The organism is Clostridia bacterium (genome assembly GCA_017410375.1).
Taxonomy (GTDB): domain Bacteria; phylum Bacillota; class Clostridia; order RGIG6154; family RGIG6154; genus RGIG6154.
The window spans coordinates 45,465-71,266 of record JAFQQW010000061.1 but is presented as its reverse complement, the minus strand read 5'-3'; the positions used below and the strand labels follow the sequence as shown (position 1 = coordinate 71,266).

Sequence of the window (25,802 nt, the reverse complement as noted above, 5' to 3'; positions counted from 1 at the left end):
GGTACGTCGAGAGGCGAAGTTTGTTCATAGCAAAAACGCATTTATCAAAAGAAAACGCGCAAAATTTTGCGTGTTTTCTTCATTTTGTGTCTTTCTCGTGCGTTTGCACAAACTTTGTTCGCCTTTATACTCGCGTTTTTGTGATCCGGACTTTTTTTACATTCCCTTTTTTCTTGACTATTTTTGTCGGAAAGCGTATAATGGTGTCAAGGGAGGAATGTATATGAAGTATTGTACCCATTGCGGAGCTGAATTGTATGAAGGCGACTCCTTCTGTACCCGTTGCGGAACCCCCATTCCGGAAGAGTCTGTACAAACCGTGCCTGTGGTTGAAAATGCCTCTGCAGAAGAGTCTGCACCTTCGGAGGACGCATCTGTACCCGAGAGTCCCATCCCCTTTACACCGACCGCAGAAAATCCTTTCGGTCCGTATGCCAATTACGGCACGGCACCTTATGAAAAAAGAAGAAAAATGCCGTTCTGGGCGATGGTTTGCTGTTCTGTTGTTTTCTGGATTCTGCTGGTGCTTTTCTGCCTGTTTTTGTACGGAGACCGGCAGGCACTTAAATGGGGAATGTCGGGGGCCGAAGTTGCTGACGCGTTGGAAGAGGAGGGCTTTCTCCCCGAACCGGAGAACGGCACCGTTTTTGCGGCATATTCTCCCACCTTGGGTGAAATGAAACTGGAGTGCCACTACAACGATGCAGGTCAGCTTTACGGCGTTACCCTGCTTGTGGACAACGAAGCCGCACTTTTGCCTTATGCGCAGGAGCATTTTGGTGAATATGAAAGAAAAAATGTGGATACAGAAACCTTTTTTGTAAAAGAAACAGAAGACACCATCAGCCTGCTTACGGCGGGTGTAAACAGTATGAGCTGGATTTCTTTAGAGCTTACTCCTGAGGCGCTGTATCCGGAGCTCTCCCGCATGATTGAACTGTTCAGATGATGTTGTTTTATAAAGTACCGCCTCGGCGGTGCTTTTTTTATAAATTTTGTGGACTTTTTTGTCGGATTGTGGTACAATAATAGAAAATGGATTTTTGAGGAGTGTACGGAAAAATGGTATTTTCAAGCTTACTGTTTTTGTTTTATTTTCTGGCACCGGTCATTTTGTTATATGCCCTGGTTCCGAAAAAGCACAAAAATCTTTTGCTTTTTATTGTCAGCCTGCTGTTTTATGCCTGGGGCGAGCCGAGATATATTTTTTTAATGCTGTTTTCGGCAGTATTTAACTATCTGTTCGGCTTTATCATCAACAAAAACAAGAGTAAAATCGCTCTTGCGGTAAATATTGTGGTCAACATCGGCCTGCTGGTGGTGTTTAAGTACAGCGATTTCTTTATTTCTACCGTAAATGCAGTGATTCGTACAAACTTTCCGCTCCTGCAGCTGGCGCTTCCCATCGGTATTTCCTTTTACACCTTCCAGGCGCTTTCCTATTGCATAGATGTGTATCGGGGCAAAACCAAGGTGCAAAAGCATTTTGTATCCTTCGGGCTGTATCTGGCTTTCTTCCCGCAGCTGATTGCAGGACCCATTGTGCGGTATGACGATATTGCAAACCAGTTACATAACCATCCGCAAAAAGTAAATATGTTTGCAGAGGGTGTTCAGCGGTTTTGCGTGGGGCTTGGCAAAAAGGTACTGATTGCCAACAACTTAGGTCAGCTCTGGGAACTGACGGCGGCAACCACCGGTCGCTCCATGCTTTGTGCGTGGCTTGGTATTATTGCGTATACCATGCAGATTTACTATGACTTTTCGGGCTATTCGGATATGGCAATCGGGTTGGGTAAAATGTTCGGCTTTGAATTATGCGAGAACTTCAATTATCCCTACACCGCAAAAAGCATTACTGATTTCTGGAGAAGATGGCACATAAGCTTAAGCAGCTGGTTTAAGGAATATGTATATATTCCCTTAGGCGGTAGTCATATCGAGGCTTCCCGCTATGAAAAAACCACCCGTATCGGCTCAATTTCGCTGACACCCGATAAAAAGGCACAGCTCCGCAAGGATTTTAATATTTTTGTGGTGTGGATGCTGACAGGACTATGGCACGGGGCAAGCTTTAACTTTGTTGCCTGGGGTATTTATTACGGTGTTTTACTGATTGTAGAAAAGAAATTCTTAAAGAAAAAACTGGAAAAACTGCCGTCTGTTTTGCAGACGATTTACACCATGCTGATTGTCATGATTGGCTGGGTACTGTTTGCAAATCTTGATTTTGGCGTGGCATTTGCTTATATCGGTTCTATGCTTAACATTACAAATATCGGCTTTACCGACAGTATATTCTGGTTCCGCTTCTTCTCGTACTGGCTGGTGCTGATTGCCGCCATCTTAGGCTGTACGCCAAAGACAAAGGAATTCTTTTTGATGCTGACCAAATACAAGCTGTACTGGCTTCGTCCGGTGCTTTCGTTTGTGGTACTGGTTGTGTGCATTGCCTATTTGGTAGACAGCACATACAATCCGTTCCTGTATTTCAGATTCTGATGGGAGGTGCTTGAAAAATGAACGAACAAAACAACAAAAGTGAATTCGATCTGGAGGAAGAACGCTTCCAACAGTTTCTCAGGGAAAGATACAGCAATTTAAGCACCGTTGAAAAAGAGCCTGAAGAGCCTGAAACGGTGGCAGAAGTTGCACCCGAAGCACCGACAACTGCAGAGGACAGCGACAAAGAAATTAAGGTTTTGCGGGATTTGTTCCCGGACATGTCGCCTTTAAAGGCGGTTAAAAACAAGAGCCTTGTGACCCGCATCAAAACCTTCTTTAAAACCGTAACCGAGCAGGAAAACATTAAGAGAATTTTCTCTCTGGCAGTACCAGGACTATTGGTGCTTCTGTTGCTGTTTAACATTGTGATGCCCTCTAAAGACGTTTCGGAAAAGGAAAACCGCGCGCTTGCACAGTTCCCCGTGACAAACGGCAGTACCATTGTAAGCGGTCAGTTTATGAAGGATTTCGAAAGCTACATTTCAGACCAGTTTGTGTTCCGAAATCATTTTGTAGCATCTAAAAGACGGTACGAAACCTTAAGCGGTAAGGAAGAAAACCGAAACATTTTATTCGGAAAAGACGGCTATCTGATTGAAAATTCTTCGGCACATTCGGAAGTGAATTTAAATTCCAATATGCAAGCCATCAACGCGTTGGCACAGGTGGACCGCTACAATGTAAAGGTTGCGATTGTACCCACCGCGTACGAAATTCACCGGGACAAATTACCGCGGTTTGCGTATACAAACGCGTATGAAAAGCTTCAAAACCGTTTGCAGAAGGGCTTGCAAAAGGGTATAGCAATCGCGGATACCGCACCTGCCTTAAAAAAGCACAGCGATGAATACTTATATTATCGGAGCGACCATCACCAGACGGCACTGGGCAGCTTTTACACCTACACGGCTCTTGCAAAGACCTTAGGGTTTGAGCCGTATCCCATAACCGACTTTACGGTGGAAGAAATGGCAACCGATTTTTGCGGTACCTGCTACTCTACATCGGGGTTTGCACGCACCGAAAACGATACCATTTACAAATACAGCTTGGCCATTCCGCCCAAGTACAAGGTAAGCTTTCCTCTGGATAAGCAGGAAATGGATTCTTTGTACAACGAAAAAATGTTAAAGGGCAGAGACAAGTATGCATTTTATTTGGACGGCAACCATGCCATTACCCAAATCAAATCGGATGCGGTGGAAAACAGACGGCTTGCCATCATCAAGGATTCGTATGCCCACTCCATTGTGCCTTTTCTGGCAAACCACTACAGCGATATTTACATGATTGACCTGCGGTATTATAATGAGGACGTGTTTAAATACCTGTATGACAACAACATCAAAGATGTCCTGATTCTATATAACCACAACACCTTCATGACCGACAACAATCTTGCAAAAATAAGCGAATTTAAGAAAACCTCTGCCTTTGCAGGGACTGTACCGGATGTGAGCTACGGGGTTGTGCCTGAGTTGAAAAAGGTAGATGCTTCTTACTTTGACGATGCGGTATTTGTAGGTGATTCGCTGACCATCGGCATTCAAAATTTCTCGGGCTTTAATTCGGAATTTTTATGCATGGGCGGTCTGAATACCAAAAATCTCGACAGTGCTGTTCTGCCCTCGGGCAAAACTACATTGCAGTCCATTTTCGCCAGAGAGCAGATGGGTAAAATCTATATTATGCTTGGCACAAACGAAATCGCCTATGACGAAATGGAAAGCTACTTAGAACGGTATTCGGCTTTTATTGACAAAATTCGCGAAAAATTCCCCAACACCATTGTGTATATTGAGTCCATTATGCCGGTTACAAAGCATTATTCCGAGTCCACCAGCATCAAAAACGACAAGATTCCGCTATACAATGAACAGCTTTTGAAAATGGCAAAGGAAAAGCAATGCTATTATGTGGATGTGCATTCTTACTACAAAGGGGATGACGGATATCTGCCCGACAACATCGGCAGCGACGGTGTACATCTCGGACCTGAAAAATACAGAGAGTTTGCCGAGTATCTGCAAAAGCATGCGGTACCCGAAAAGGGTGTTGTAAAGCTCAAAGACGGCAAAAATAAAACCTTTGCGGGCGGTAAGGCGGACACCGACGGCATTGCCAAAAAAATTCTGAAAAAAGCAAAGCCGAAGGATACCTTAGCAAAGGTTTCGGACAGCATTGTGATTTCTTCTTATAAGATAGACCCCAAAAAGATTGCAAGCGCTTCCATGTATTTAGGCGGCGGCGCGACCGCAGAAGAAATTGCCGTATTTGAACTGAAAGACAAAAAGTATGCAAAACAGCTTGAAAAGCTGATTCAGGAACGCATTGAACGGCGTAAGCTGGATTTTAAAAACTATATTCCCGAAGAAATGCCAAAGCTGAACTCGCCCGTGATTGAACAAAAGGGCAAGGTGATAGCAGTCTGCATTGCAGACAACATAACCGGGAAAGACGTTTTGTCATGCATGAAATAAAAAGTCCGCAGGACGGTAAACGTAAATTGCCGAGTGTCTTTAGCGACACTCGGCAATTTTATATTTATATTCCTTTTAAAAATTCCGCACGGTATTTCGAGGGTGTTTGCCCCGTTTCCGCTTTGAAAACTCTGTTAAAATAATTCTGATCCGAAAATCCGCACAGCTCTGCAATTTCTACCATAGAATGGTAGCCTCCGCTCATTTTGCTGATGGCAAGGCGCACACGCAGGCGGTTGATATACTGCACCGGTGTGCAACCTAGCGCTTTTTTAAACAGCTTCCGATACTGGGTCAGGCACAAACCGCACATTTTTGAAAGCACTTCAACCTGAATCTTTTGCGCAGGGTTGTTTTTGATATACAAAACCGAAGGCTCTATTTTTTCATATTCCTTAGAAACCCTTCGGGGCAGAAGAATTTCGCTTAAATAGCTGAGTAACAAGGCGTGACACTTATATTTATAGCCCCTCTCCTTTCGGCTCCAGACCTCAGAAATTTCAAGGAAAACCGAAGAGCCTTTCAGATTATCCACGGGCAGTAAAAATGGCTCGGAAAGCACTTTGTTTAAAATGTTAAAATGGATGGCAACCATTTCCTCATCGGCATAGCTTTGCCGTTCGTATTCGGTGTTTTCGGGAATATACAGCAAATAATCGGGGTTTACCCTGAAGCTTTGCGTTGCAAATGACATATCACATTCTCCGCAAATACGCTTGGAAAGCACATGAAAGGGGCGTTTTGGAGTGCAATAATTACTTTTTTTGCGGTGAATATGAAAAACATCTATAATCTGTATCTGTAAATCATCCTGATAAAACAATATAAATCCCTCCGATTCTTATTTCATTTTAACAAGACTTTAAACGGATGTCAAGTGTTGAATTGTGCTAGAACTATACCGAAATATCTATATACAACGGCAAAAAAGTGTTTTATACTGTAAAAAAAGGAGTGATATGAATGAAAAATATTGCACTGACTGCACCCGACTGGCTGTTAAAAAATGCCATTTACCAGATTAACCCCCGAACCTTCTCAGAAGAGGGCACCATTGATGCCGTCACAAAAGAGCTTCCCTTTTTAAAGGAACTGGGCTTTAACATTGTATATCTCTGTCCCGTTTTTTCGGAGGACAACAGCGAAAATAAAGAAAACTGGAGCAAGCGCCAGCTTTCTTCCGAAACGGGGAATCCGAAAAACATGTATCGGATGAACGACTATTTTGAAATGGATGAGGAATTCGGCACCATGGAAAGCTTAAAAGCTTTAACCGAAAGAGCACACGCTTTAGGCATGAAGGTGCTTTTGGATATGGTTTATGCCCATATCGGACCCAATGCACCCATCATTAAAAGGCATCCTGAATTTGTACAGCAAACCCCTGAGGGCGAATTCATCTTAACCGCTTGGCATTTCCCTGCGCTGGACTTTAATTGTGAGGGCTTAAGGGAATACCTGTGGTGCAATATGGTTTACTATATATCTGTTATTGATGCCGACGGCTTCCGTCTGGATGTGGGAGACGCAATCCCTGTGGATTTCTGGAAAGAAGCAAGACGGAGAATTCAAACCATAAAGTCCGATGCAGTACTCATTAACGAGGGCAACGACTACGAGAAAATGGCCGTCGCCTTTGATGCGACCTATTGCTATCCCTGGCACGAAAAAATGCGCAATGTTTTTTGTGACAACGCGCCTGCCGATACCATCCGCGTTTTGCACGAAGAACTTTTGCAAAAAATTCCGCAGGGCGGGAAACTACTGATGGATATTGATAACCATGACACCGTAACCGACTGGGACGGCAGAACCGAAACCAAAGCAGGGCATGATGGCATGGAGCAGATTGAGGTCATCAATTTCTTAATGGACGGCATTCCAATGGTATATACAGGCAACGAGCTGGCTTGCGAGGCAAAGCTTAACATGTTTGCCAACCGTTTTTATATGGGAAAATACGAGGTAACCGATCGAAGCAAAAAGCATACCCCCGAAAGCATAAGACGACAGACCGTAATCCGGGCACTGAACCGCTTAAAGGCCGAAAGTGATGTGTTGCGTTACGGCAAAACCGAGTGGATTAAAACCGATGCGCCCGAAAGTGTCATCGCTTTCAAACGGGTGCATGGCGATAAAGCCCTTTACTTTTTCGGCAACACCAAAAAAGAACCTGTACAAATTCAAATTGAAAAAGACATGCAAGACAAAGATTGCCTGCTTTCCAACGGCAACCACCAAATCCAAGATAACAACTTGTGCTTAAAGGCAAGGGAATATGTCGTTTTTGCCTAAAAAAAAGGGAATGTAAAAAAAGTCCGGATCGCAAAAACGCGAGTATAAAGGCGAACAAAGTTTGTCCATTCCAAACTTTTTTTCCTATTCCCTAAAAAAGGGCTGTAATAAATTTACAGCCCCTTTTTTTGTTCATCTACATCAACCGTTTTACAATGGGTTGTACGGTACAAATTAAGTTCCTGACCGATGATGCGGTTTCCCTTAAACACAAAGGTTTCGGTGTTGTCAATGGAAGCTAAATAGCCCTTGCAGTTTTTAAATTCATTTTCCACCACCGCAATTTTTTTGTGATAGTATTTGCCTTCTTCCGTCTTTTCTCTGGGGGTTACCACAATTACCGAGTCGCCCCAACCGCTGTATTTGCAGTTTTCAAAGGTGTTTCCGGTAATTAAAACATCCTTTGTGCCACCCGATTCATACCAGTATTTGCCGTCCGATTCAAACTTAATGGAAGGCCCCGGCGTCTTAAACAGATTGTTCCGGATGGTAATCTTGCCTGCCGATGCCAGAAGCATGCCTCTTGCACGGTTGTTTACAAGGGTACAGTTTTCAAATATCACATCCGGCACATGGGAAATTTCGTCTGCCACATCCCCGATGCGGATGTCCGAGGCATCTCCGTCGATAACCACTTCCAAAAGCTGTAAATTGATGCGTTTTACACTTTTCACCTTGTATTCACCGTTGGGGATGAGGGTTTCAGGGTCTGCGGTCTGCAAAACATCTCCTGCACTGACCACATCAATGCCCACCTGCTCGTGATGCACTTCCTTTAACAATAAGGTGTTGTCAATTTTATCCACAATCTTAAGATAAATGCCGTGTACATTCAACGCATCATCCAATTGCCCTTCAAAATAGCAGTCATGGATGCGGATATCCCCTTCGCAATGCACAAAATGCGTGCCGTCCGCGTTAATGGAGAAGCATCTGCCGTCCTTACATTTTGTGTTAAAGTGACCAATATCAATATTTTTTGAATTCTGTGCAATAATGCCCATGCCAATACCGCTGTAAACGGTAACATTTTCAATTTTCGTATTTTCAGAGGCGTTTACAAAAATGGTTGCTGCCCTTCTTGTTCCGGCACCCATTACAAGCTTCTGCCCCTCATAAACGGGTGCAGGCAGACACTCTGCATGATAAGTACCGTCCTCAAGCGCCTTGAAAACCATGCGGTTGTCGCTGTCATGTGCCGCAAAGAAATGTTCGCTGGGTCCATCTATAATCCGCCCCTGGCTGTCGTGAATGTCAAAGTACCGGAGCTTTTTGGTTTCTCCTTTGAATTGCCCTGCATATAAATCGCCGCCATGGGTATAAATCGTGCCGTGGGTGGTTTTGATGTCCATCCAGCCGTCGCCTGCACGTACCACATCAAACTGCCCTGCCAAATCTTCCTTTGCGGTAAACGAAAACCCTTTAACAGTTACATTTTTGCTGTTGCTGATGATAACAGGGGTCAAAATTTCCTCAAAGATAAAATCACTGCCGTTGCCGTCTATTGTAAAGTTTTCAAAACCCTCCAACAAAAAACAGCACCGCTTAAAGCCTGCATCCGAATGGTTGGACATGGCATACACGCCCTCAGATGCCCGCTCTGCAAAAATGTGGTATTCACCCTTATCAAAAACAAGACCGTCCTCGCCCTTTTCCTTGCAGTATAAAAGAGCGGTGTGGATGTTATATGCCACATCCTCCGTCTTTGCAAAATCCTTGTAATTTACCATAAAAACCCTCTCCTCTCTTTTTAAATCATAGCAAACCTTTATGAAAAAGTCAACAACTTTTAAAAAAGGACTGCGTACATACGCAGTCCTTTAAAAGCTTAGTCAATCGGATGAATGGTGAGTTTTTCCCAGGAATAGCCGCCCTCAGTGGGAGAGCCAAATCCTGCCGTGCCCACATTGCCTGCACCTGCCACAAGCACACACTTTCCGCCGTCGCGGAATTCAATGCTCTGGATGTTGCCTGCGTACTCAATTTTTTCGCCACCCTTGTTGATGGTGCCGGTAAGCTTTAATCCAACCACATTCTCTGCGGTCGGTTCAAAGGGCAGGGAATCCTGAATCACAATAAAGCGGAATACATTTTGTGCCGACCCCTGGAAATCCAGCTTAATGTCGGTTGGTTCAAACTTTAATGCTTCTGCAGCGACCGAGCCTGTTCCGGAGGTGCTTTCTGCAGGCTCGTACTTAATGCCGAGCGCCTCGGATTTTTTCGCAGTCATCAGCTTGCCGCTGCCTAAATCCAATGTACCGCCGCTTGTCGCCTCTGCCGAAAGGGTGTATTCAAATACCGCATCGGGATTGTCAACCTTTACAATAAATTCAAAGGGATATACAGAAGCGGTTTCGGTCTGTTTTTTGCCGTCTACGGTATAGGTTAAGGTTGCACTCTTGATGTCGGCAGGCTTGTAGGTGGTATATACATAAGCAAAGTAGCTGTCTTCTGCCATCTGCAGGGTATAGCCCTTACCGCTCTTGTGTTCCGAAATCGTACCGCCGATTTCCGCACTGGTCTTGCTGTAGTCCATGCCTGCATACGCAGGTGCTTTAACGGATGCAATGTTTAATTTAACTGCCTGCAACGATTTTGCAGGAATGGTTAATGTAAATTTGCCATCCTTAACATCAACTGTACCGATTTTACCGCTCTTGTCATAAAGGGTTGCAGTGCCGGTATAATTCTTGTCTGCACCGAATTTTTCGCCTAAAGTGATGGTTGTGGTGGTTGCCACTTCGTCCTCGTTCATGAACGCAATACCTGCCACACCGTCTTTTCTTGCTGCCATCCAGTCAACCTGAATGGAATCGGGATGTACGGTGTCCTCAGCCAGCCATGCCCACATGTTATCCTCATCATAGAACTTGCCTGCTTCATGACCGTACTGGTTGGAGTTAAAGTATGCATAACCCTGCTGACGGAGTGACGGGAACGAAATGTTTCTGCCCGACCATGCAAAGGTCTGGTTAATGATGAAATCTTCCAGCATTGCCAGGAAAGGCGGAATATGATGCCAGTAGATACCTGTGTAATCGGGGCCGTCTATCGGATAGTTGCTTTCCTGCTGATAGGTAATGTATGCGTTTCTGTAGTAGCCGTCATAGCTTCTGAAACGGCCGATAATGGCATTTCTTGCAGCGGTTGCCAGGAATTCATTGTCTGTGTATGCCGCAAGCTTCATAAAATCGCCTACAAACGACTGCATGACAATGTTCGAGCCGTTGCCGAAGGTGGATGCCTGCTCTACACCAAGCCCTGCACGGGACGGAATCCAGCCCTCAACCTCACGGGTACGGCTTGTGATGATGTCGTTGTTGTGCGCGGTGTCGGTTAAGGTTTCACGGCCTGCACGAAGCTGTGTATCCCCTGCCCACCAGAAATGCTCGTGGGTTTCGGAGCCGTAATGGAAATTCTTCTGCAACTGGCTTAAATCGTTCGCCAGGATGGGGGCGTGTTTCTTTTCGCCGTCCACACCGGGTACCCATAAACCGGTGGTCATCCATTCTGCTACATATTCTGCCGCATCCAAGTATTTCTTGTCACCGGTTACCTCATAAATGTCTACCAAAGAAGCTAAGTTCGGATAGTAAGAAATGTAAATGAACAGACTGAACTCGGGTTGCTGTGTGCTTTCTGCATAAACGGTGTTTTCTAAGTATTTGTCTGCCTTTTCAATGGCAGTATCCAAATATTTTTTGTCACCGGTATACTTGTACATGGAAAGGTCGTTGGAGAAAGAGGCGATAGAGCCGTAGGAATTTGTAACCTCGGTTTTACCTTTCTGCAGACCGTAATTTAAAAGATAGGGCACACCGCCATGGGTCATTTCATACATACCGCCGATTACGTTTGCGTTAAAACCGGAAACGGGTTCGCCAATGGGATCCGGCTCGGTTTTGGGCTGCCAGTAGCCGCCACCGCCTGCAACACCGGTTCTGTTAAAGTGAATATGACCGCGGGTTAATGTGTTGGCAAGGGTCGGGATGGCACGTTTTTCCAGCATTTCCTCGTCCTCGGACAACAGATATGCCTGCAAAGCCGCCATGGAGTTTGCCACAGAGGTTACATTCATGCCCTCCATGTTGTAATGTGCCTTGTCATATTGATCCCATCCGCCGTACTTGTCGTCCAGCATTAAGCTTCTGGTGTTAAAAATGGCTTCGTTTAAAGAATTTTCGTAATTCTTTCTGTAGTCGTTTACATCAAAGAGGTTGGTTACGGTGTTGTGGTAGTTGTCCGACCAGCTTGCCACATCGGATACCATGCGTACTCTTACATTGTAAGGCACGCCTGCAGGCATAACCGATTCTTCCGCACCCAGGACGGGCGCAAACACCGTGCCACGATGGGCAAGGTCTACCGTTTTCATGGAAATACCAAACAGATTGTTATCCTTGTATACCCAGCGCTTGGGAATCCAGCTCGGGTCAAGCACAACACCTTTGGTAACAGGTTTTGCGCTGTATTCATTGTTTTCATAAAGTGTATAAGTACCCATGGGGGTAAACAGATACATTTCGGTCATCAGCTGCGGCTCTTCGGGTACACGCTTGTACTGAATTCTAAAGGGTGCTAAGGCATATTCAAACTGCTCTGCGGTAAAGCCCTTGCCTTCCCATGCCACAACAGAATATACGCCGTCTTTTGCAGGTGTGAAATCGATGGAAACCAGCGGATACGGATTGTCATCGAAAGACCAGGTAGCAGAAAGTGTACCTGCTTCGTTTGAAGAAAGCAAGGTCACGCTGTTGCCGTTTACGGTGTAATCGGTGGGAATAAAGTGATGCGGAATACCTGCCAAATACGGATTGGAGGACAAGCTTCCGTAGCTCTTGCCGTTTATGGTATAGCTGTAGTTTAAGCCGAATTTGCCTTCTGCTACACTGTAGCTTGCTTTGTCCGCCTGCATAACCATATAGCCTAAATCTTCGTTACGGTTTTTGGTTTTCACCCAAGCGCCGTCCTCTTTTGCGTAAATTTCGTTTTGAATAACCTGCCCTTTAGAGGTGGGAACTTTATAAAATACAACCTTATTCTGTTCGCTTTCAATGGAATAAGATTCGGTCGGGTCGCTCTGCTCGTTGGCATAAAGCGGGAAGCTTCTGGGCAGAGACGGTGTGTTGTCATAGGGGAGCACCAGCTTGCTTAAATCCGCATAGTTGCTGGAAGGAACATACTCTAAATCCTTAGAAAGTAAAATACCGTCAAATCTTGCAAAGAAGCCGGAGGTGTCATGCACATAAAGGGTGTTTTCCCCTGCAGGCAGTTCAACCGTACCGCCTGATGCCCAGGCATAGCCTGTACCGCCGTGGGTGCCGTACTTGTGTTCCATCATGGGTTGGTCGTTAAAAGAAACCTGGAAGAAACGGTCGCCCTGCTGATTGGTGGCAAAGTCGCGGGAGCTTACCCATACTCTGTATGTACCGCCCTGACTTAACGAGAAGTTTGCAATTGCAGGCTTGTTGTTTGTGGTGTCCGCATCCTCTAATTTAGAGCCGGAACCGGGCTGCGTACCAATCATCGCTTCACCCATCAGGGTGTCCACGCCGGCGGCGGTGTCCACACTCCAGGTACCCACATCGCTGTAGGACTTTTGGCCGAACAGCACCATTTCGTCCGGGATGGGCGCTAAAATGCTTACGGTTTGTGTAGGATCGTCCCATTTAACCTGTGCCCCCAAAGCTTCCGATACAAAGCGGAGCGGAACGAGTGTTCTGCTATCCTTTAATACTGCAGGCTGGTCTAAGGTGTAGCTCATGTCCCCAACCTTTGCGGTGGTGTAGCCGATGGGAAGCTCAATGATAACGCCGTTTCTCTGTCCCTTTGCAACCTGGTTTTCATCATCCCAGGAAACGGTACAACCAAGAGCCTCAAAAATCGCACGGAAGGGCACCATGGTTCTGTCGTTCATCAAAACAGGGTCTACATCAAAGGTCATCCACTGACCGTTTAAGTTGATTGCGATTTCCGAATCAGGTCTGCCCTCTAAAGTAACGGCAGAGTAGGTTAAATCGCCTTCTTTGTACTGACGCTCTGCAATCATCTTTTTTACAGCCTCGGGCGCGGAAGAGGGATTAAAACTTAAATCGTCTGTGATGACAATTGCCGCACATCTTGCATAGTTGCCCGATGCGTCTATCACAGACAAGGGCATTTCACCGCCGTAGCAGGAAAAGGCGTCCGAGCTTTGCCAGAAATACCCCTGCTTGCCGTGGTTACCGGTGCGAAACGTCTTTGTGTCACCCACACGGATATCGTAAAAACGAATGCCGGGGTTGGTGGTAAAGTCTTTAGACAGCGCATAAATCTTGTACACACCGTCCTTGGGCAGACAAATTTTAATGTCTGCGGTGTCTTTTGTGTTGATGTCTTTGTCAATACCGCCGGTGATGATTTTATAGCCGGTGGTACCGTCTTCAACGGATTTAAACGCGCCGTAGCTTGTAAATCCGTCAGGACCTAATACAATGTAGGTCTTGTCTGCCTTAAAAACGATTTCGTCAGCTGCGAAAGCCGTCATAGGCATCAGGCTTGCCAAAAGAGATAAAGCAAGCAAAACAGAAAGTAACTTTTTCATATATAAATCCTCCTTTTCTTCATTATATCAGTAAAAAAACTCTTTTTACATGGATTTTTGTAGGTTTCATTCCATTTTGGAGAAAAATTTAAAGCTTGTTGTTTTTAAAAGGGCGCACAGGGATTTTCACATAAAACAAAACCAACAAAAAGTTGTCTTTTTGTTGGTTTTATTTGTGATAGGTTTCGTTATTATTGATTTTAAACGCCCGATAAAGCTGTTCTGTCAGAATCAACCGCATCAGCTGATGGGGGAATGTGAATTTAGAAAAGCTGAGCTTTAAATGCGAAAGTTGTTTGATTTCAGGGTCAAGTCCCAGAGAGCCGCCAATGATAAAATCCACCGTGCTGTACCCCGAAAGGGAGATGTCGGACATTTTAGATGCCAGCTCCTCGGAAGTAAGCTGTTTGCCCTCCACACAAAGGGAGATAACATAATCTTTTTGTCCGATGTGCTTTTTGATGCGCTCCGCTTCCTTTGCAAGCACCGTTTTTTCCTCGCTCTGCGAAGGGTTGTCGGGAATTTTTTCATCGTTTAATTCAATGATTTCGGTATCGCAAAAACGGGACATACGCTTTACATATTCCCCGATTCCGTCCTTTAAATATTTTTCTTTCAGCTTGCCTAAAACAATCATTTTAATCTTCATACCTATATTATATAGTAAAAATGGGGAAAGTCAAGAAAAAAAGCTTGCATTTTTTTAAAAAGAGGAGTATACTGTTTGGTGTAAACAAGAAAAGAAAGAAGAAATAGCTATGTATCGTGTTGGTCTTTCTTCCTGCGGCAAGGAGCTTAACGATTCGTTGTTCCGGGATTATGCCCAAAACAATGTTTTGGATATGGAAATTTCCGAAACGGAATATGATTGTTTTGATTATCAAAAGATATATTCTTTTGCCCAAAAATACGGTGTAAACCTTTGGTCTTTGCATCTGCCTTTTGTATCGAGTTGTGATATTGCTTCCTGCGATAAGGATTTCCGTGAGAAAACACTTGCACATTTTAATGAAATCATTTGTAAAGGTGCGGAAATTGGTGTAACCAAATTTGTGGTACATCCTTGTTTGGAGCCGGTTTCAGATGCCGACCGTACAGAAAGATTGCTGTATGCAAGACAGTCGCTCTCTTTTCTTGCAGATATATGTGGAAAAAACGGTGCAGAAATTTGTGTGGAAGATTTGCCTCGTACTTGTCTTGGCAATTCCATTGCAGAAATGCAATTTTTAACCGCGGAGGACGATCGCATTAAAATTTGCTTTGACACCAACCACATTACGGTTGAAAAACCCGAAGATGCTATTTTGGCATTGGGAGATAAAATTATCACCTTGCACGTGTCTGATTTTGATTTTATAGATGAAAGACATTGGTTGCCGGGTGAAGGGAATATCAATTGGGAAAAGGTTTTAAGTGCGTTGCAAACCATAAACTATAATGGTGTGTTTATGTACGAAATTCGCTTTGGTTGTCCCAAAACACTTTCGCGCAGCCGTGATTTAACGGTTGCAGACTTTGCAAAGAATGCAAAAGAGATTTTTACCAATGCACCTTTGACATTGGTTAAATAAATAAAAACAAAAAAGGAGTTGAAAACATGAGTGCGGACCCGTACCCTAATTTAAAGTTAAAAATTTAATGCGACAGGGTAGCACTGTGTTTGTTTGCCCTGCATGCAGGGCAATATCAACTATTTTATATAATTGATTTGCCTCTTTGAAAAAGGAGGTTTTTTTCATGATTAACTACTATCAGACCGAAGACAACAAGCTCATGCAGTTAGACGAGCGAGTACCCGGCTGTTGGGTAAGCGTGGTAGACCCCACCGAACAGGAAATTGATTTTTTGGAAGAAGAATTAAAAATTGAAGACGATTTCCTGCGTGCCGCATTGGACGAAGAAGAATCGTCCCGTGTGGAAAGCGACGAGGGTGTAACCATGGTATTAATCGACATTCCGCGTGTTGAGCGCGAGGATGAAGCGGTTATTTATTCCACCATGCCGTTTGGCATGATTTTCACCAAGGAAAATGTGGTGACTGTCTGCCTGCGCGAAAATACCATTATCCGCGAATTTGCCAACAGCTCGGCAAAAAACTACAAAACCGAACACAAAACCCAGTTTGCCATGAATCTTTTCTATACCGTGGCAAACCGCTACCTGCAATACTTAAAGCAGATGGACAAAATCTTAACCCATGTGGAGAAAAAATTACGCGCTTCCATGAAAAACGCAGAGCTGATTCAGCTTCTGGACTTGGAAAAATCCTTGGTTTACTTTTCCACATCCTTAAAATCCAATCAGGTCACATTGCAAAAGCTCATGCGTGGCAGACTGATTAAAATGTACGAGGAAGACCAGGACTTAATGGAGGATGTACTCATCGAAGTGCGTCAGGGGATTGAAACCTGCGAAATCTATTCCAGCATTCTGTCCCGTACTATGGACGCCTTTTCTTCCATTATTTCCAACAACTTGAATATGGTTATGAAAACCTTAACCTCTTTGTCCATTTTACTCACTGTGCCCACCATGATTGCCAGTATCTACGGCATGAATGTTACCCATATCATGGGTGCACCCCTCTGGATTCCTGTTGTGATATCGGTCGTAGCCACTGCTATAGTCGGCATATTCTTAAAAATTAAGAAATTATTTTAAAAAAGAGACTGCGGTCTCTTTTTTTGTTGACATCCAAATGCAAAAAGTGTATAATAAATTTAAATTCATAAAGAAAGAGGGATACTATGAAAAAAGTTATCGCAATCTGTCTGGTGCTTTGCATGGTGCTGAGCTTTCTGCCCGTTTTTGCAGCAGACGCAACCGACTTTGAACCGTTTAAAATCACGGTCAACAACACCGGCAGCGCAGGCAACAAGCGTTGGGTGGTCAAAACCGACAACTTCCCCTTTGAAGTAACAGAAGCCAATCAGCTGGCAGGCTGTTTGCTCAATGGTGTTGTCACCTACAATGGCACAGAAGATTTTTCCAAAGAAGTACTCTTTAAGGATGTTGTTGTGTTAAAAAGTGATGTCAGAAACGGAATGACCGCCATCGACTTTAAAGTGCCCGAGGGTTTTAAAATGGATATGGACAACACCGAAGATAAAAACTACAGCTACGACATTACCCTTTCGCCTGCAAAAGCAGGCACAACACCTGCTCCGACCACACCCACACCAGCTCCTACACCCAAGCCGACCGAAACCGAGTACAAGCTCGCGGCAGACAAAGAAGCTGTATTCTTAAAGGTGGAAGATTTTTCGGAGAATTTGGGTACATGGAAAATTACAGATCCTGCGAACGGTTCGATTTTGCCCATTTTCTACGGCAAAACCGACAATGCACCCGACTCTGCACAGCCTGCTAAAGCCGAATTTGAAGTCAAGCAGGGTGGTACCTATTCTGTTTGGGCACGCGGACTGGACTTCCCCAATGACCGTCCCGGCATCCGTTTCTTTGCGGTGGCAATAGACGAAACCGAAATGCCTGAAAAGGGCGGTACCCACGGCAAATCCGGCTGGAATTGGCAAAAATTGGGAGAAATTTCGCTGGAAGCAGGCACACACACTTTTTCCATGATTGATGCCTCTGCCTTTTATGCAAGATGCGAAGGCTTTGCAATTACCAACGACCCCAATTTTGTGGGCCCGTCTGCAAAGGAGATTGAATATGTAATGACTGGCGGCAAAAAAATCGAAATCAATGTGCCCACAAATAAGCTTGGCAAGGCTGTTATGCTCTATTTGGGCAATCCCAAGGCTTATGTAATGGGCAAAGAAACAAAAGTAGATACAACCAATGACGCAGTGGTTCCCTTTACCGAAAACGACAGAACTTTAGTTCCCGTCCGCTTTATTGCCGAAAGCTTTGGCGCAACCGTAGGCTGGGACGATGCAACCCAGGCGGTTACTGTAAAGGCAGGCAATCGTGACCTCTCTTTGGTTTTAGGTCAGGCAGAAATGAAAGTAAACGGCAAAACCGTTGTGCTGGATACCCCTGCAAATACCTATAATGACCGTACCTTCATCCCGCTTCGTGCTATGGTGGAAGCCATGGGCAAAAAGGTGTTCTGGGATTCGAGAGGTTTAATCATCATTTCGGATTTGGAATTTGATGCGGATGTAGACAAAGATTTGATAGACAGTGCCGTACAGGGCTTTGGCGGCGAAATTTTAGATTTTGCTGTGGTAGACGAAGACCTTTCGGGCTACAGCGGAACGGTTGGCGAAAACGATTATAAATTAGACTATTTCAATCCCAACGAATTTAAAGAACGCAACGGAATGGTGAATACCATCAACAAATTAAGAAACGGCGAAACGGTTGTAGTCGGCTTCTTAGGCGGCAGCATCACCCAGCAGGACGGCTGGAGAGGCAAAACCTTAGACTGGATTCGTGCCCAGTACCCCAAAGCAAACGTTGTAGAGATAGACACCTCTTTGAGCGGAACAGGCGCAGACCTTGCAGCATGCCGTACAGACCGTGAAATTTTAGCTCACAACCCCGATCTGGTGTTTGTGGAATATGCGGTAAACGGCGGTACGGAACAGAATATGGAAGGTATCATCCGTAAAATCTGGGCGCAGGATAACAGCACCGATATTATTTTGGTTTACACGGCAACCGCAGGCAATATTCCCAATTACAGCCTGGGCAGAGTTCCCACTTACGAGCGTGGCTATGAAAATGTTGCCGAACACTATGGCGTACCCTCTGTAAGCTTTGCATACCAGATTGCAGAATACTATGATGCAGGTCAGATAACCTTAAGCGGTAGTGCGGAGCCTGGAAAAATCCACTTCTCTTCGGACGGCACCCATCCCACCATGGACGGCTCTATTTTGTACGCAGGTGCAGTTGCCCGTGCCATTGCCACCATGGATAAGCATACCAACAGCGGTTCTACCCGTAATCATGAATTAAAATCCCCCTTACATGCAGATAACTGGGAAAATGCAAAAATGTATGACTACAACATCGGAAAATTTGAAGGCGAGTGGACAGAATACACCGCAAACGGCACAGGCTATGACCCCTCGTATCCCTATACCGGCGGTTACATGACCACCTTCCAGAAAATCTTCCCCAAAATGATTGGTACAAAACAGCCGGGCGCAAAGGTAACCGTAACCTTTACCGGTACCTCCATCGGTGTGTTTGACTTAGGCGGGACCTATGCAGGTCAGCTCAAAGTGACTATAGATGACAACGCACCCATTACCTTAAACCGTCACACACCGCACAGCTCTAAGCTTCGTCATCAGTACATCTTTACGCCTACCTTGCCCTATGGCGAGCATACCGTAACCTTTGAACTTGACAGCGAAAAACCCAATAAAACCTCCATGAGTGACTACCAGGCGAACAAAGCCGAATACGACAAGAACGAATTCTATTTCGGTAACTTCTTAGTTGTTGGAGAGGTTAAAGAATAACAAAATAAAAGAGACTGTAAAGAAAACAACAACGTAAAATGCGTTGTTGTTTTCTTTTAGACCGTCAAAAAAGTCGCTTAACCGCAAGTTGAAATTATGCTTGTCATTCTGAGCAAAGCGAAGAATCTCTGGCTTGAGCGGATGATATGTATAGCACCGTAATATAGGATAGAAGTTTTCGTGTAGGGAAGGGGCTTGCTCCTTCCGCCATGCCCACGAAGCACGCAGATAACTTTTTACGGGAAGAGCACTTTGCTCGCGTCATTCTGAGCAAAGCGAAGAATCTCTGGCTTGAGCGGATGATATGTATAGCGCCGTAATATAGGATAGAGGGTTTCGTGCAGGGAAGGGGCTTGCTCCTTCCGCCATGCCGTGCGAAGCGCTTAGATGACTTTTACTTGATTTTTTGGTAAAAATGCACGCTCTGTTTCACATACCACGCTAACTTTTGCAAAAAAACGGAATGGATTGCAAAGAAAAAAGTAGATTTTTTCTAAGAAAAGTGCTATTCTGTAGTTGAAAGAATGCATTTTTTCGGAAAATGCAAAAAGCAGGAGGGAAATATATATGAAAAAATTACTTTGCTTGTGTCTTGCGATTATGCTTTGTGCATCCACAATCGCTCTGCCCGTGCTGGCAGAAGATGCAGAACTGATTTTCCCGGTTTCCGAAACCACCGGAACCTGGGGCAAATCCAAAGCCGTTCCGAATTATGACGGAGAGGCACACATCTGGAGCTCTGACGGCAAAGCAACCTTTAAAATTGACTTAAAAGTGCCCACACCCGGAAAATATGAGCTGTTTTTCTGGAAGTGCGTGCATGAAAAAAGCACCGATGCCATGGAAATTCTGTTTACCCAGAACGGACAAACAGCCCCCATTGCAACCCTTAATTTAAAAACAGGCGAAACCGGCTGGACCTCACTCGGTATTTACGAATTTGACGGAACAGAAAGCTATCTGAGCGGTACCGTTAAGCCTAACTACCGTTTGGGCGCGGCAAAGCTTGTACCCTCAGACGGTACGCCCGTTGTTCTGCCCGAATCCAAGCCTGCCGAAACGCAGAAACCCGAACAGCCCGAAGAACCCGAAACGGTTGTCCGCGGTGAAAAAATTGTAATTGACCCCGCAACCGTTGACCCGTCCGTTTATGCCAACGTACCCAACGAAAACTATGTTTTGGTTTTTGCAGACGAGTTTGAAGGGGACAAATTAAACGAAAACGTATGGAACTACCGTACAGGTGAAAGACTTGGCGGTATGAATCGTCCCGAAAATGTGGAAATTAAAGACGGCAAGCTTGTACAAAACATTTATTTTGATACCATTGACGGCAAAGAAATGATTACGGGCGGTGGTATCATCTCCAAAGACCTTTTCGGCTACGGCTATTATGAAATCACCTGCAGACTGTTTTCCGAAACAGGCGGTGTACACTCCTCTTTCTGGTCTATGGGCAGAAAAGGTGATGGCGTGGTTTATCCCAAAAACAACCTGGTGTATGAACTGGACGGCTATGAAATCGATTCGGATATGCCTTACGATATTACCTGTAATGCTGTACAGAAAATCGGTGAACACAAAAGCTTTGCGTTCCAGCCGGTACGCGACTATTTAACCTCGCAGGAATTTGTGTTTGCCTATGAATGGCTGCCCAATGAAATCAACTGGTACTTAAACGGCAAGCTGATTCAGCACAAAACCCGTGACGATATCGTGTTCCACAACGCACAGCAGAATGTGTGGATTACAGGTCTTGCAAACTTAGACCTGTCCAACACCATCGAGATTGACAAATCCAAATTCCCCGCAGATGTAACCTGGGACTATTTCCGCTTCTTTGCGGCACCCATGAAAAACATCAACTTAATCAGTGGTTATGAATTTGAATTCAATCAGAATCCCGACTTCGGTCAGGGCACCGACCCGCAGGACCCCGTTTGCTGGATGGAAATCGGCGACGCGGAAGCAAGCACGGTAGAATACAGCGACCATGCGGTTGGAGGCAACAATGTTCTGGCACACCGCTCGGACAAGGATTATAATGTAACCACCGCCCAGCGCCTTTACTATATTGCAAACGGCAATTATAACTTTGATGTGTATGCCATGTCCTCGGGCGGACAGAAAACCGCAAAGGTTCGTCTTTCCGGCTTCAACGGTGAAACCGTTTTGGAAAAGGACATCCCGGCATCCGATAAAATGGTAAAGCTTTCCTTTGAAAATATTGAAGTAACCGATAACGAGCTTTATATCGAGTTCATTTCCGAAGCAACCAAGGACCAGTGGATTCTTATCGACGACCCGAATTTCTATTGCACCACCGGCTGGGAAACCGAGCCTGCAAGACGGTATTCCATGGATGTGTCCGACGTATCCTTCGGCGAAATTGCATCCTATAACGGCGAACCGAAAGACCCTGTGGTAAACGCAGTGCTGGAAGGCCCCTGGAAAAAGAGCAGTCAGCCCGGCTACAATGGCTTAAAAACCCAGTATGCCAACGAATTTAACGACGAAACCGCAAGTGCAACCTACACCATGACCGCCGAAAAGGATGCCGAGTACGATGTTTTGTACTATAATGTGGGTCATCCCAAGTCGGGTACAGGCGTGCATATCTGGTATGAGCACAACGGACAGAAGGTGGACAAAACGGTAGACACCTCCGGTGCGCGCGGCTGGATTAAGCTTGGCAGAGTTACAGCCAAAGCAGGCGATACAATCAACGTGACCATTGATACCGAATACGGCGGTTTAGTCCGTGCCTCTGCAGCAGCAATTGCGGACGACAGTGCCATTACCCTGCGTGATGCCCTCATCTTAAAGCTTGACAACAACAAAGCGCTGACCTACGGCAAAAAGGTTTCGGTGGACGAAAGCAATCCCGATGTTATGCCCAAGCTTTTAAATGACCGCACTATGGTGCCCATCCGCTTTATCGCAGAAGCACTCGGGGCAACGGTCGGCTATGACGATGCAACCCGTGCCATTACCATTACCATGGGTGAAAATACCATCGCGTTGCAAATCGGAAGCGACCAAATGCTGATTAACGGTGCGCCCTATACCTTAGATGCCCCTGCATACGAAGAAAACGGAAGAACACTTGTTCCCGTCCGTGCCGTATCTGAGGGTCTGGGCCAAAAGGTTACCTTTGTGCCGGATGATATCGTAATCATCGGCAACAAAATCTATCAGCCCTCCGACACACTTTATAACGGCATAAACAGTATCTACTAATAAAAATGCTGAACGGATTTCCGTTCAGCATTTTTTTATTTCTTTAATTCAATTGTATCAGGGAGTCCCAATTTCCGTCGCATACGGATAATGGTGATACGCAGAATGCGGTGATTGAGCAGGAACATATCAAAATGTCTGCCAAAAATGTCTTCTGTTTCGGAAAGCCATTGCATCATATTTTCTACATTGATGTATGCAGTTTCCACATCTTTTTCAGAGAAATTATAGAAAATTTGGGCATATCGCTTGCAGAATTCACCGTGGTATTTTAAATATTCCCACGAAAGCTTGTGGCAGGGATTTTGTTCATTCAAACGGTTTTCAACGGTTGGCATAAAGCTGTCTACAAAAGAGGAAATGCTCTTTAAGTTTTTTTGCACCTCGGGGTTTCCAACATAGCTTTTTTTGACAATGGGCGCATCCGTTTCGGGATCTGTGTCCTGAAGCACTACATCTTCGTCAATTTTCAGCGAAGACGGAGAAAAACGCTTTGTAATTTCTTTTAAATAAGCCTTTGCTTTTTGCCAGTCTTTACCGTAGGCACCCTCAAAATATGCATCGGTAAAGCCTTCAAAGTCAAAATTGTTGTCAAAGGTTACGGCACCCATTGTTGCATTGGGAAGTGCTGTAGGGAACCCATAGCGCATGGTCTGGCAGGAAGTAACACCAACCAGATTTAATTTTTTCATTTCCGGCACATCCGATGCAAAGTTCTCCGAAAGTTCAAAAAGTCCCGGGTCGTAAAAATGACTTGCGTACATACAGTATGAAGTGGTTGAAAACAAACCCTTGTAATACGGCTTCCAGGCATCCATATAATCAAGTGACGTTACTGTCCCGCCACGGAACGGATTGTATTTATTCAGTTCGAAAGCAGGAATTTTCTCGGCAGAGGGTTTGTCTTTGCTTTTTGTAAAAGCAACATTTGCAAAAAATCTGTTGCTGTTTTTAATATATTCCCGAACAGGCGGCCACAAAATGTCTACATAAAGGGAGAAAAAGATTTTTGTTTGTATGCCTTCTTTGGTAAACGCTTCGTCTAATTCATTCATAAACATAACAAAATAGTCCGAGGGCGTAAGCTTTCTGCATTCGTCGCATTCACATTGGTTGTTGACACCGTCTGCTAAAAGCACACGCAAAACATCGGTACGCGGGCGTTCCTTTAAAAACTGAACCATATAGTCAACTAATATTTTACGAACTTTGGGATTAGAGTTACAAAGCTGGGTGTAGTTGATGGAACCGCCGTGTATGTCACGCTTTCCGTCTACCAACGCTACATATTGTTTGACCTCCTCGGGAAGAGAAAGGTTGTTTTGTACACCATAATGGCGGATGCCGAAAGGCTCAAACAAATAACCGTGCCCTAAATTGTGCAAAAGTAGTCCTCTTTGTTTAACTGCACATTCAATGCGGTCTGTAAATTCTTCCATTTCGGCATAAGAAACATTTTCGGGTTGCTTGGTTTTGCTGTACTGATGTTCGTACCACCGCCGGTAAAAAGAGTAAGGATGCACAAATTGAATGTAAAAGGAATTATAATAATTTTTCGCCATAAAGTCTATAGAATCCAGCGTATGTTCTACCGAGATGGCACCTTCAATCATTTGACAGCGAATTTTTAATTCTGCTTTTTTCGTGCAGGTAAAAGTGTGCTTTAAAATATCAAATTGCGGAATAAAATCGCCGTCTTTACCGGGACGGATGAAACGGCAACCGCAGGATTTTAAATATTCGTACACACCAAAAAGCACGCTTCGGGGGTTACTGCCTGCAATATACCCTTTACCGTTTTGAATGTTAATATCAAAAAGGTCATCGAAAAATACATCCTCTACATCGGGATTTTCAAGCAGTTTTAATGTGATATCTGCATTCGCTTCGCTGCATCCCATTAATTTAATGTATTTTTTAAGCTCATCTTTTGCATAACGGATTGCTTCGTTGTCATTCGAAACGCTGATTTTCATGAAGTTTCCCCCTTAAACTTAAATGAAATATACGTCTATGTATAGTATAGCACACTTTTTTTATATGTCTTTAGCAAATCTTCCGCATTTGGTATCATTTTGTTCACACATATTTCAGTTCACGCATCGCGCGGATGAAAAACAGCATTGCAGACGAATAGTTGGGCGAACTGTCGGACGGGGCACCTGTCAAGGGGTGGAATTCCTGCCCAAAAGGTAAGTCGGATGCGGTGTATGCCTCAATCCATACCTTTAATAAATTCTCATAGTCGGCTTGTTTTCCGTAATGGGGCATCCATCGTGCGGCACGGAGCGCAACCAACGCCTCTGCATAGAAATTCCAGGAATTCCCCGTCATATTCTGTATAAAGTTTGGGTCACTTACCGAAAGGGCAGGGAACGGAATTTTGGTTTTAAACTCTTTTTCGTCTGTGAAATAGCGGTTATAAATTTCGTCAAACTGTTCCTGCGATAAAAGATGCTCCTGGAATACATTGGTGATTCCGATGCTTTTGAATTTGCGGAAATTTCCGTTTTTGTCCAGGTCATAGAAGAACTGGTCTTTCTCGTCATACAGCAGAGAAAACATTTTTTCCTTTACCGTCTTTGCCTTGTCAGCCCACGCCTTGCTTTCCTTGGGCTTCCCAAGCAAATCTGCCATTTTGGAAAGGGCAATACGGTCACCGTAAAACACCGCGTTCATGTCGGGCGAAAGCAATGGTAAAAAGGGATGTTCGGCCGAAAAACCGTCCACATCGTGCGGAGCACCTTTAAGGCGCAAAGCATTATCATGCCCCGTGTCCCATTCGCAAAGGGTTTCAATCAGTCCTGAATTTTGGGACTGTCTGTTTTGGCAAAGCCAGGCATCCCATTTGCAAAGGGCAGCATACGCCTCGGCAAGAAATGCTTTGTCCTTAGTTAAAAGGTAAGTTTCATAACATAATTCGGCAAAGGAAACGCATTCCTGAATATGCTTGTAGCTTACAAATACTTTGCCGCTATTCCAATCATCCCCTGCATCCCGTACCAGAGCAGGGAGCTGTCCGTCAGCTGTCTGATTTTCCAAAAATATCCGTGCCTGGGATAGGGCAACATCCTTTTTTTCAGGATATAATGAGGCAAAAACCACCGGGTCATAGGCATGCTCCAGCCACACCCCCGAATAGGTGTCCGAAATGCGAAGCAGGCTTCCGTCATGCCCTGCAAAGGTGGTTAGATTCTTTGTAAATAAGACTTCCTCTGCGTGTTTATATAGCTCTTTTGCTTTTTGTATATGCATACCCAT

General features: G+C 44.8%; 14 protein-coding genes. 8 read left to right on the top strand and 6 right to left on the bottom strand.

Annotated features, from left to right (window positions below; translation table 11 throughout):
• Nucleotides 1–223: 223 nt before the first annotated feature.
• From IJE10_10300 to IJE10_10290, 3 genes are all read left to right on the top strand, one after another.
• Nucleotides 224–949 (top strand): zinc ribbon domain-containing protein, encoded by a 726-nt coding sequence (locus tag IJE10_10300; GenBank protein ID MBQ2968495.1) that lies wholly within the window; start codon nt 224–226, stop codon nt 947–949.
• Nucleotides 950–1,062: 113 nt separating this feature from the next.
• Nucleotides 1,063–2,502, top strand: a complete 1,440-nt coding sequence (locus tag IJE10_10295; GenBank protein MBQ2968494.1) for an MBOAT family protein — start codon at nt 1,063–1,065, stop codon at nt 2,500–2,502.
• 17 nt (nt 2,503–2,519) lie between these two features.
• Nucleotides 2,520–4,985 (top strand): DUF4358 domain-containing protein, encoded by a 2,466-nt coding sequence (locus tag IJE10_10290; protein ID MBQ2968493.1) that lies wholly within the window; start codon nt 2,520–2,522, stop codon nt 4,983–4,985.
• A gap of 64 nt (nt 4,986–5,049) precedes the next feature.
• On the opposite strand, the gene IJE10_10285 is transcribed toward IJE10_10290, so the two are convergent.
• Nucleotides 5,050–5,679, bottom strand: a complete 630-nt coding sequence (locus IJE10_10285; protein MBQ2968492.1) for a helix-turn-helix transcriptional regulator — start codon at nt 5,677–5,679, stop codon at nt 5,050–5,052.
• Nucleotides 5,680–5,948: 269 nt separating this feature from the next.
• Between IJE10_10285 and IJE10_10280 the strand changes: the two genes are divergently transcribed.
• Nucleotides 5,949–7,280, top strand: coding sequence for a hypothetical protein (locus IJE10_10280; protein ID MBQ2968491.1), 1,332 nt, complete (start codon nt 5,949–5,951; stop codon nt 7,278–7,280).
• Nucleotides 7,281–7,393: 113 nt separating this feature from the next.
• On the opposite strand, the gene IJE10_10275 is transcribed toward IJE10_10280, so the two are convergent.
• From IJE10_10275 to rlmH, 3 genes are all read right to left on the bottom strand, one after another.
• Nucleotides 7,394–9,010 carry a right-handed parallel beta-helix repeat-containing protein gene (locus tag IJE10_10275; GenBank protein MBQ2968490.1) on the bottom strand — a complete coding sequence of 539 codons (1,617 nt, stop codon included), beginning with the start codon at nt 9,008–9,010 and terminating at the stop codon, nt 7,394–7,396.
• A 98-nt stretch (nt 9,011–9,108) separates the two neighbouring features.
• Complete coding sequence (locus tag IJE10_10270; GenBank protein MBQ2968489.1) at nt 9,109–13,863, bottom strand: glycoside hydrolase family 127 protein; 4,755 nt, start codon at nt 13,861–13,863, stop codon at nt 9,109–9,111.
• Between the two features lie 169 nt (nt 13,864–14,032).
• Nucleotides 14,033–14,512 (bottom strand): 23S rRNA (pseudouridine(1915)-N(3))-methyltransferase RlmH, encoded by a 480-nt coding sequence (gene rlmH / locus IJE10_10265; GenBank protein ID MBQ2968488.1) that lies wholly within the window; start codon nt 14,510–14,512, stop codon nt 14,033–14,035.
• A 109-nt stretch (nt 14,513–14,621) separates the two neighbouring features.
• Here rlmH and IJE10_10260 point away from each other — a divergent pair, with 109 nt between their 5' ends.
• The 4 genes from IJE10_10260 to IJE10_10245 all read left to right on the top strand — a co-directional run bounded on the left by IJE10_10260 (nt 14,622) and on the right by IJE10_10245 (nt 22,541).
• On the top strand, nt 14,622–15,434 hold the full coding sequence (locus IJE10_10260) for a sugar phosphate isomerase/epimerase (GenBank protein ID MBQ2968487.1): 813 nt from the start codon (nt 14,622–14,624) through the stop codon (nt 15,432–15,434).
• Nucleotides 15,435–15,600: 166 nt separating this feature from the next.
• Complete coding sequence (locus tag IJE10_10255) at nt 15,601–16,524, top strand: magnesium transporter CorA family protein (GenBank protein ID MBQ2968486.1); 924 nt, start codon at nt 15,601–15,603, stop codon at nt 16,522–16,524.
• Nucleotides 16,525–16,610: 86 nt separating this feature from the next.
• A complete protein-coding gene (locus IJE10_10250; protein MBQ2968485.1) occupies nt 16,611–19,301 on the top strand; it encodes a hypothetical protein in 2,691 nt (896 codons plus the stop codon).
• 567 nt (nt 19,302–19,868) lie between these two features.
• A complete protein-coding gene (locus IJE10_10245) occupies nt 19,869–22,541 on the top strand; it encodes a family 16 glycosylhydrolase (GenBank protein ID MBQ2968484.1) in 2,673 nt (890 codons plus the stop codon).
• A 35-nt stretch (nt 22,542–22,576) separates the two neighbouring features.
• On the opposite strand, the gene IJE10_10240 is transcribed toward IJE10_10245, so the two are convergent.
• Both IJE10_10240 and IJE10_10235 read right to left on the bottom strand, forming a co-directional pair.
• Complete coding sequence (locus IJE10_10240) at nt 22,577–24,517, bottom strand: DUF4838 domain-containing protein (GenBank protein ID MBQ2968483.1); 1,941 nt, start codon at nt 24,515–24,517, stop codon at nt 22,577–22,579.
• A gap of 103 nt (nt 24,518–24,620) precedes the next feature.
• Nucleotides 24,621–25,796 carry a hypothetical protein gene (locus IJE10_10235; protein ID MBQ2968482.1) on the bottom strand — a complete coding sequence of 392 codons (1,176 nt, stop codon included), beginning with the start codon at nt 25,794–25,796 and terminating at the stop codon, nt 24,621–24,623.
• Nucleotides 25,797–25,802: the final 6 nt, after the last annotated feature.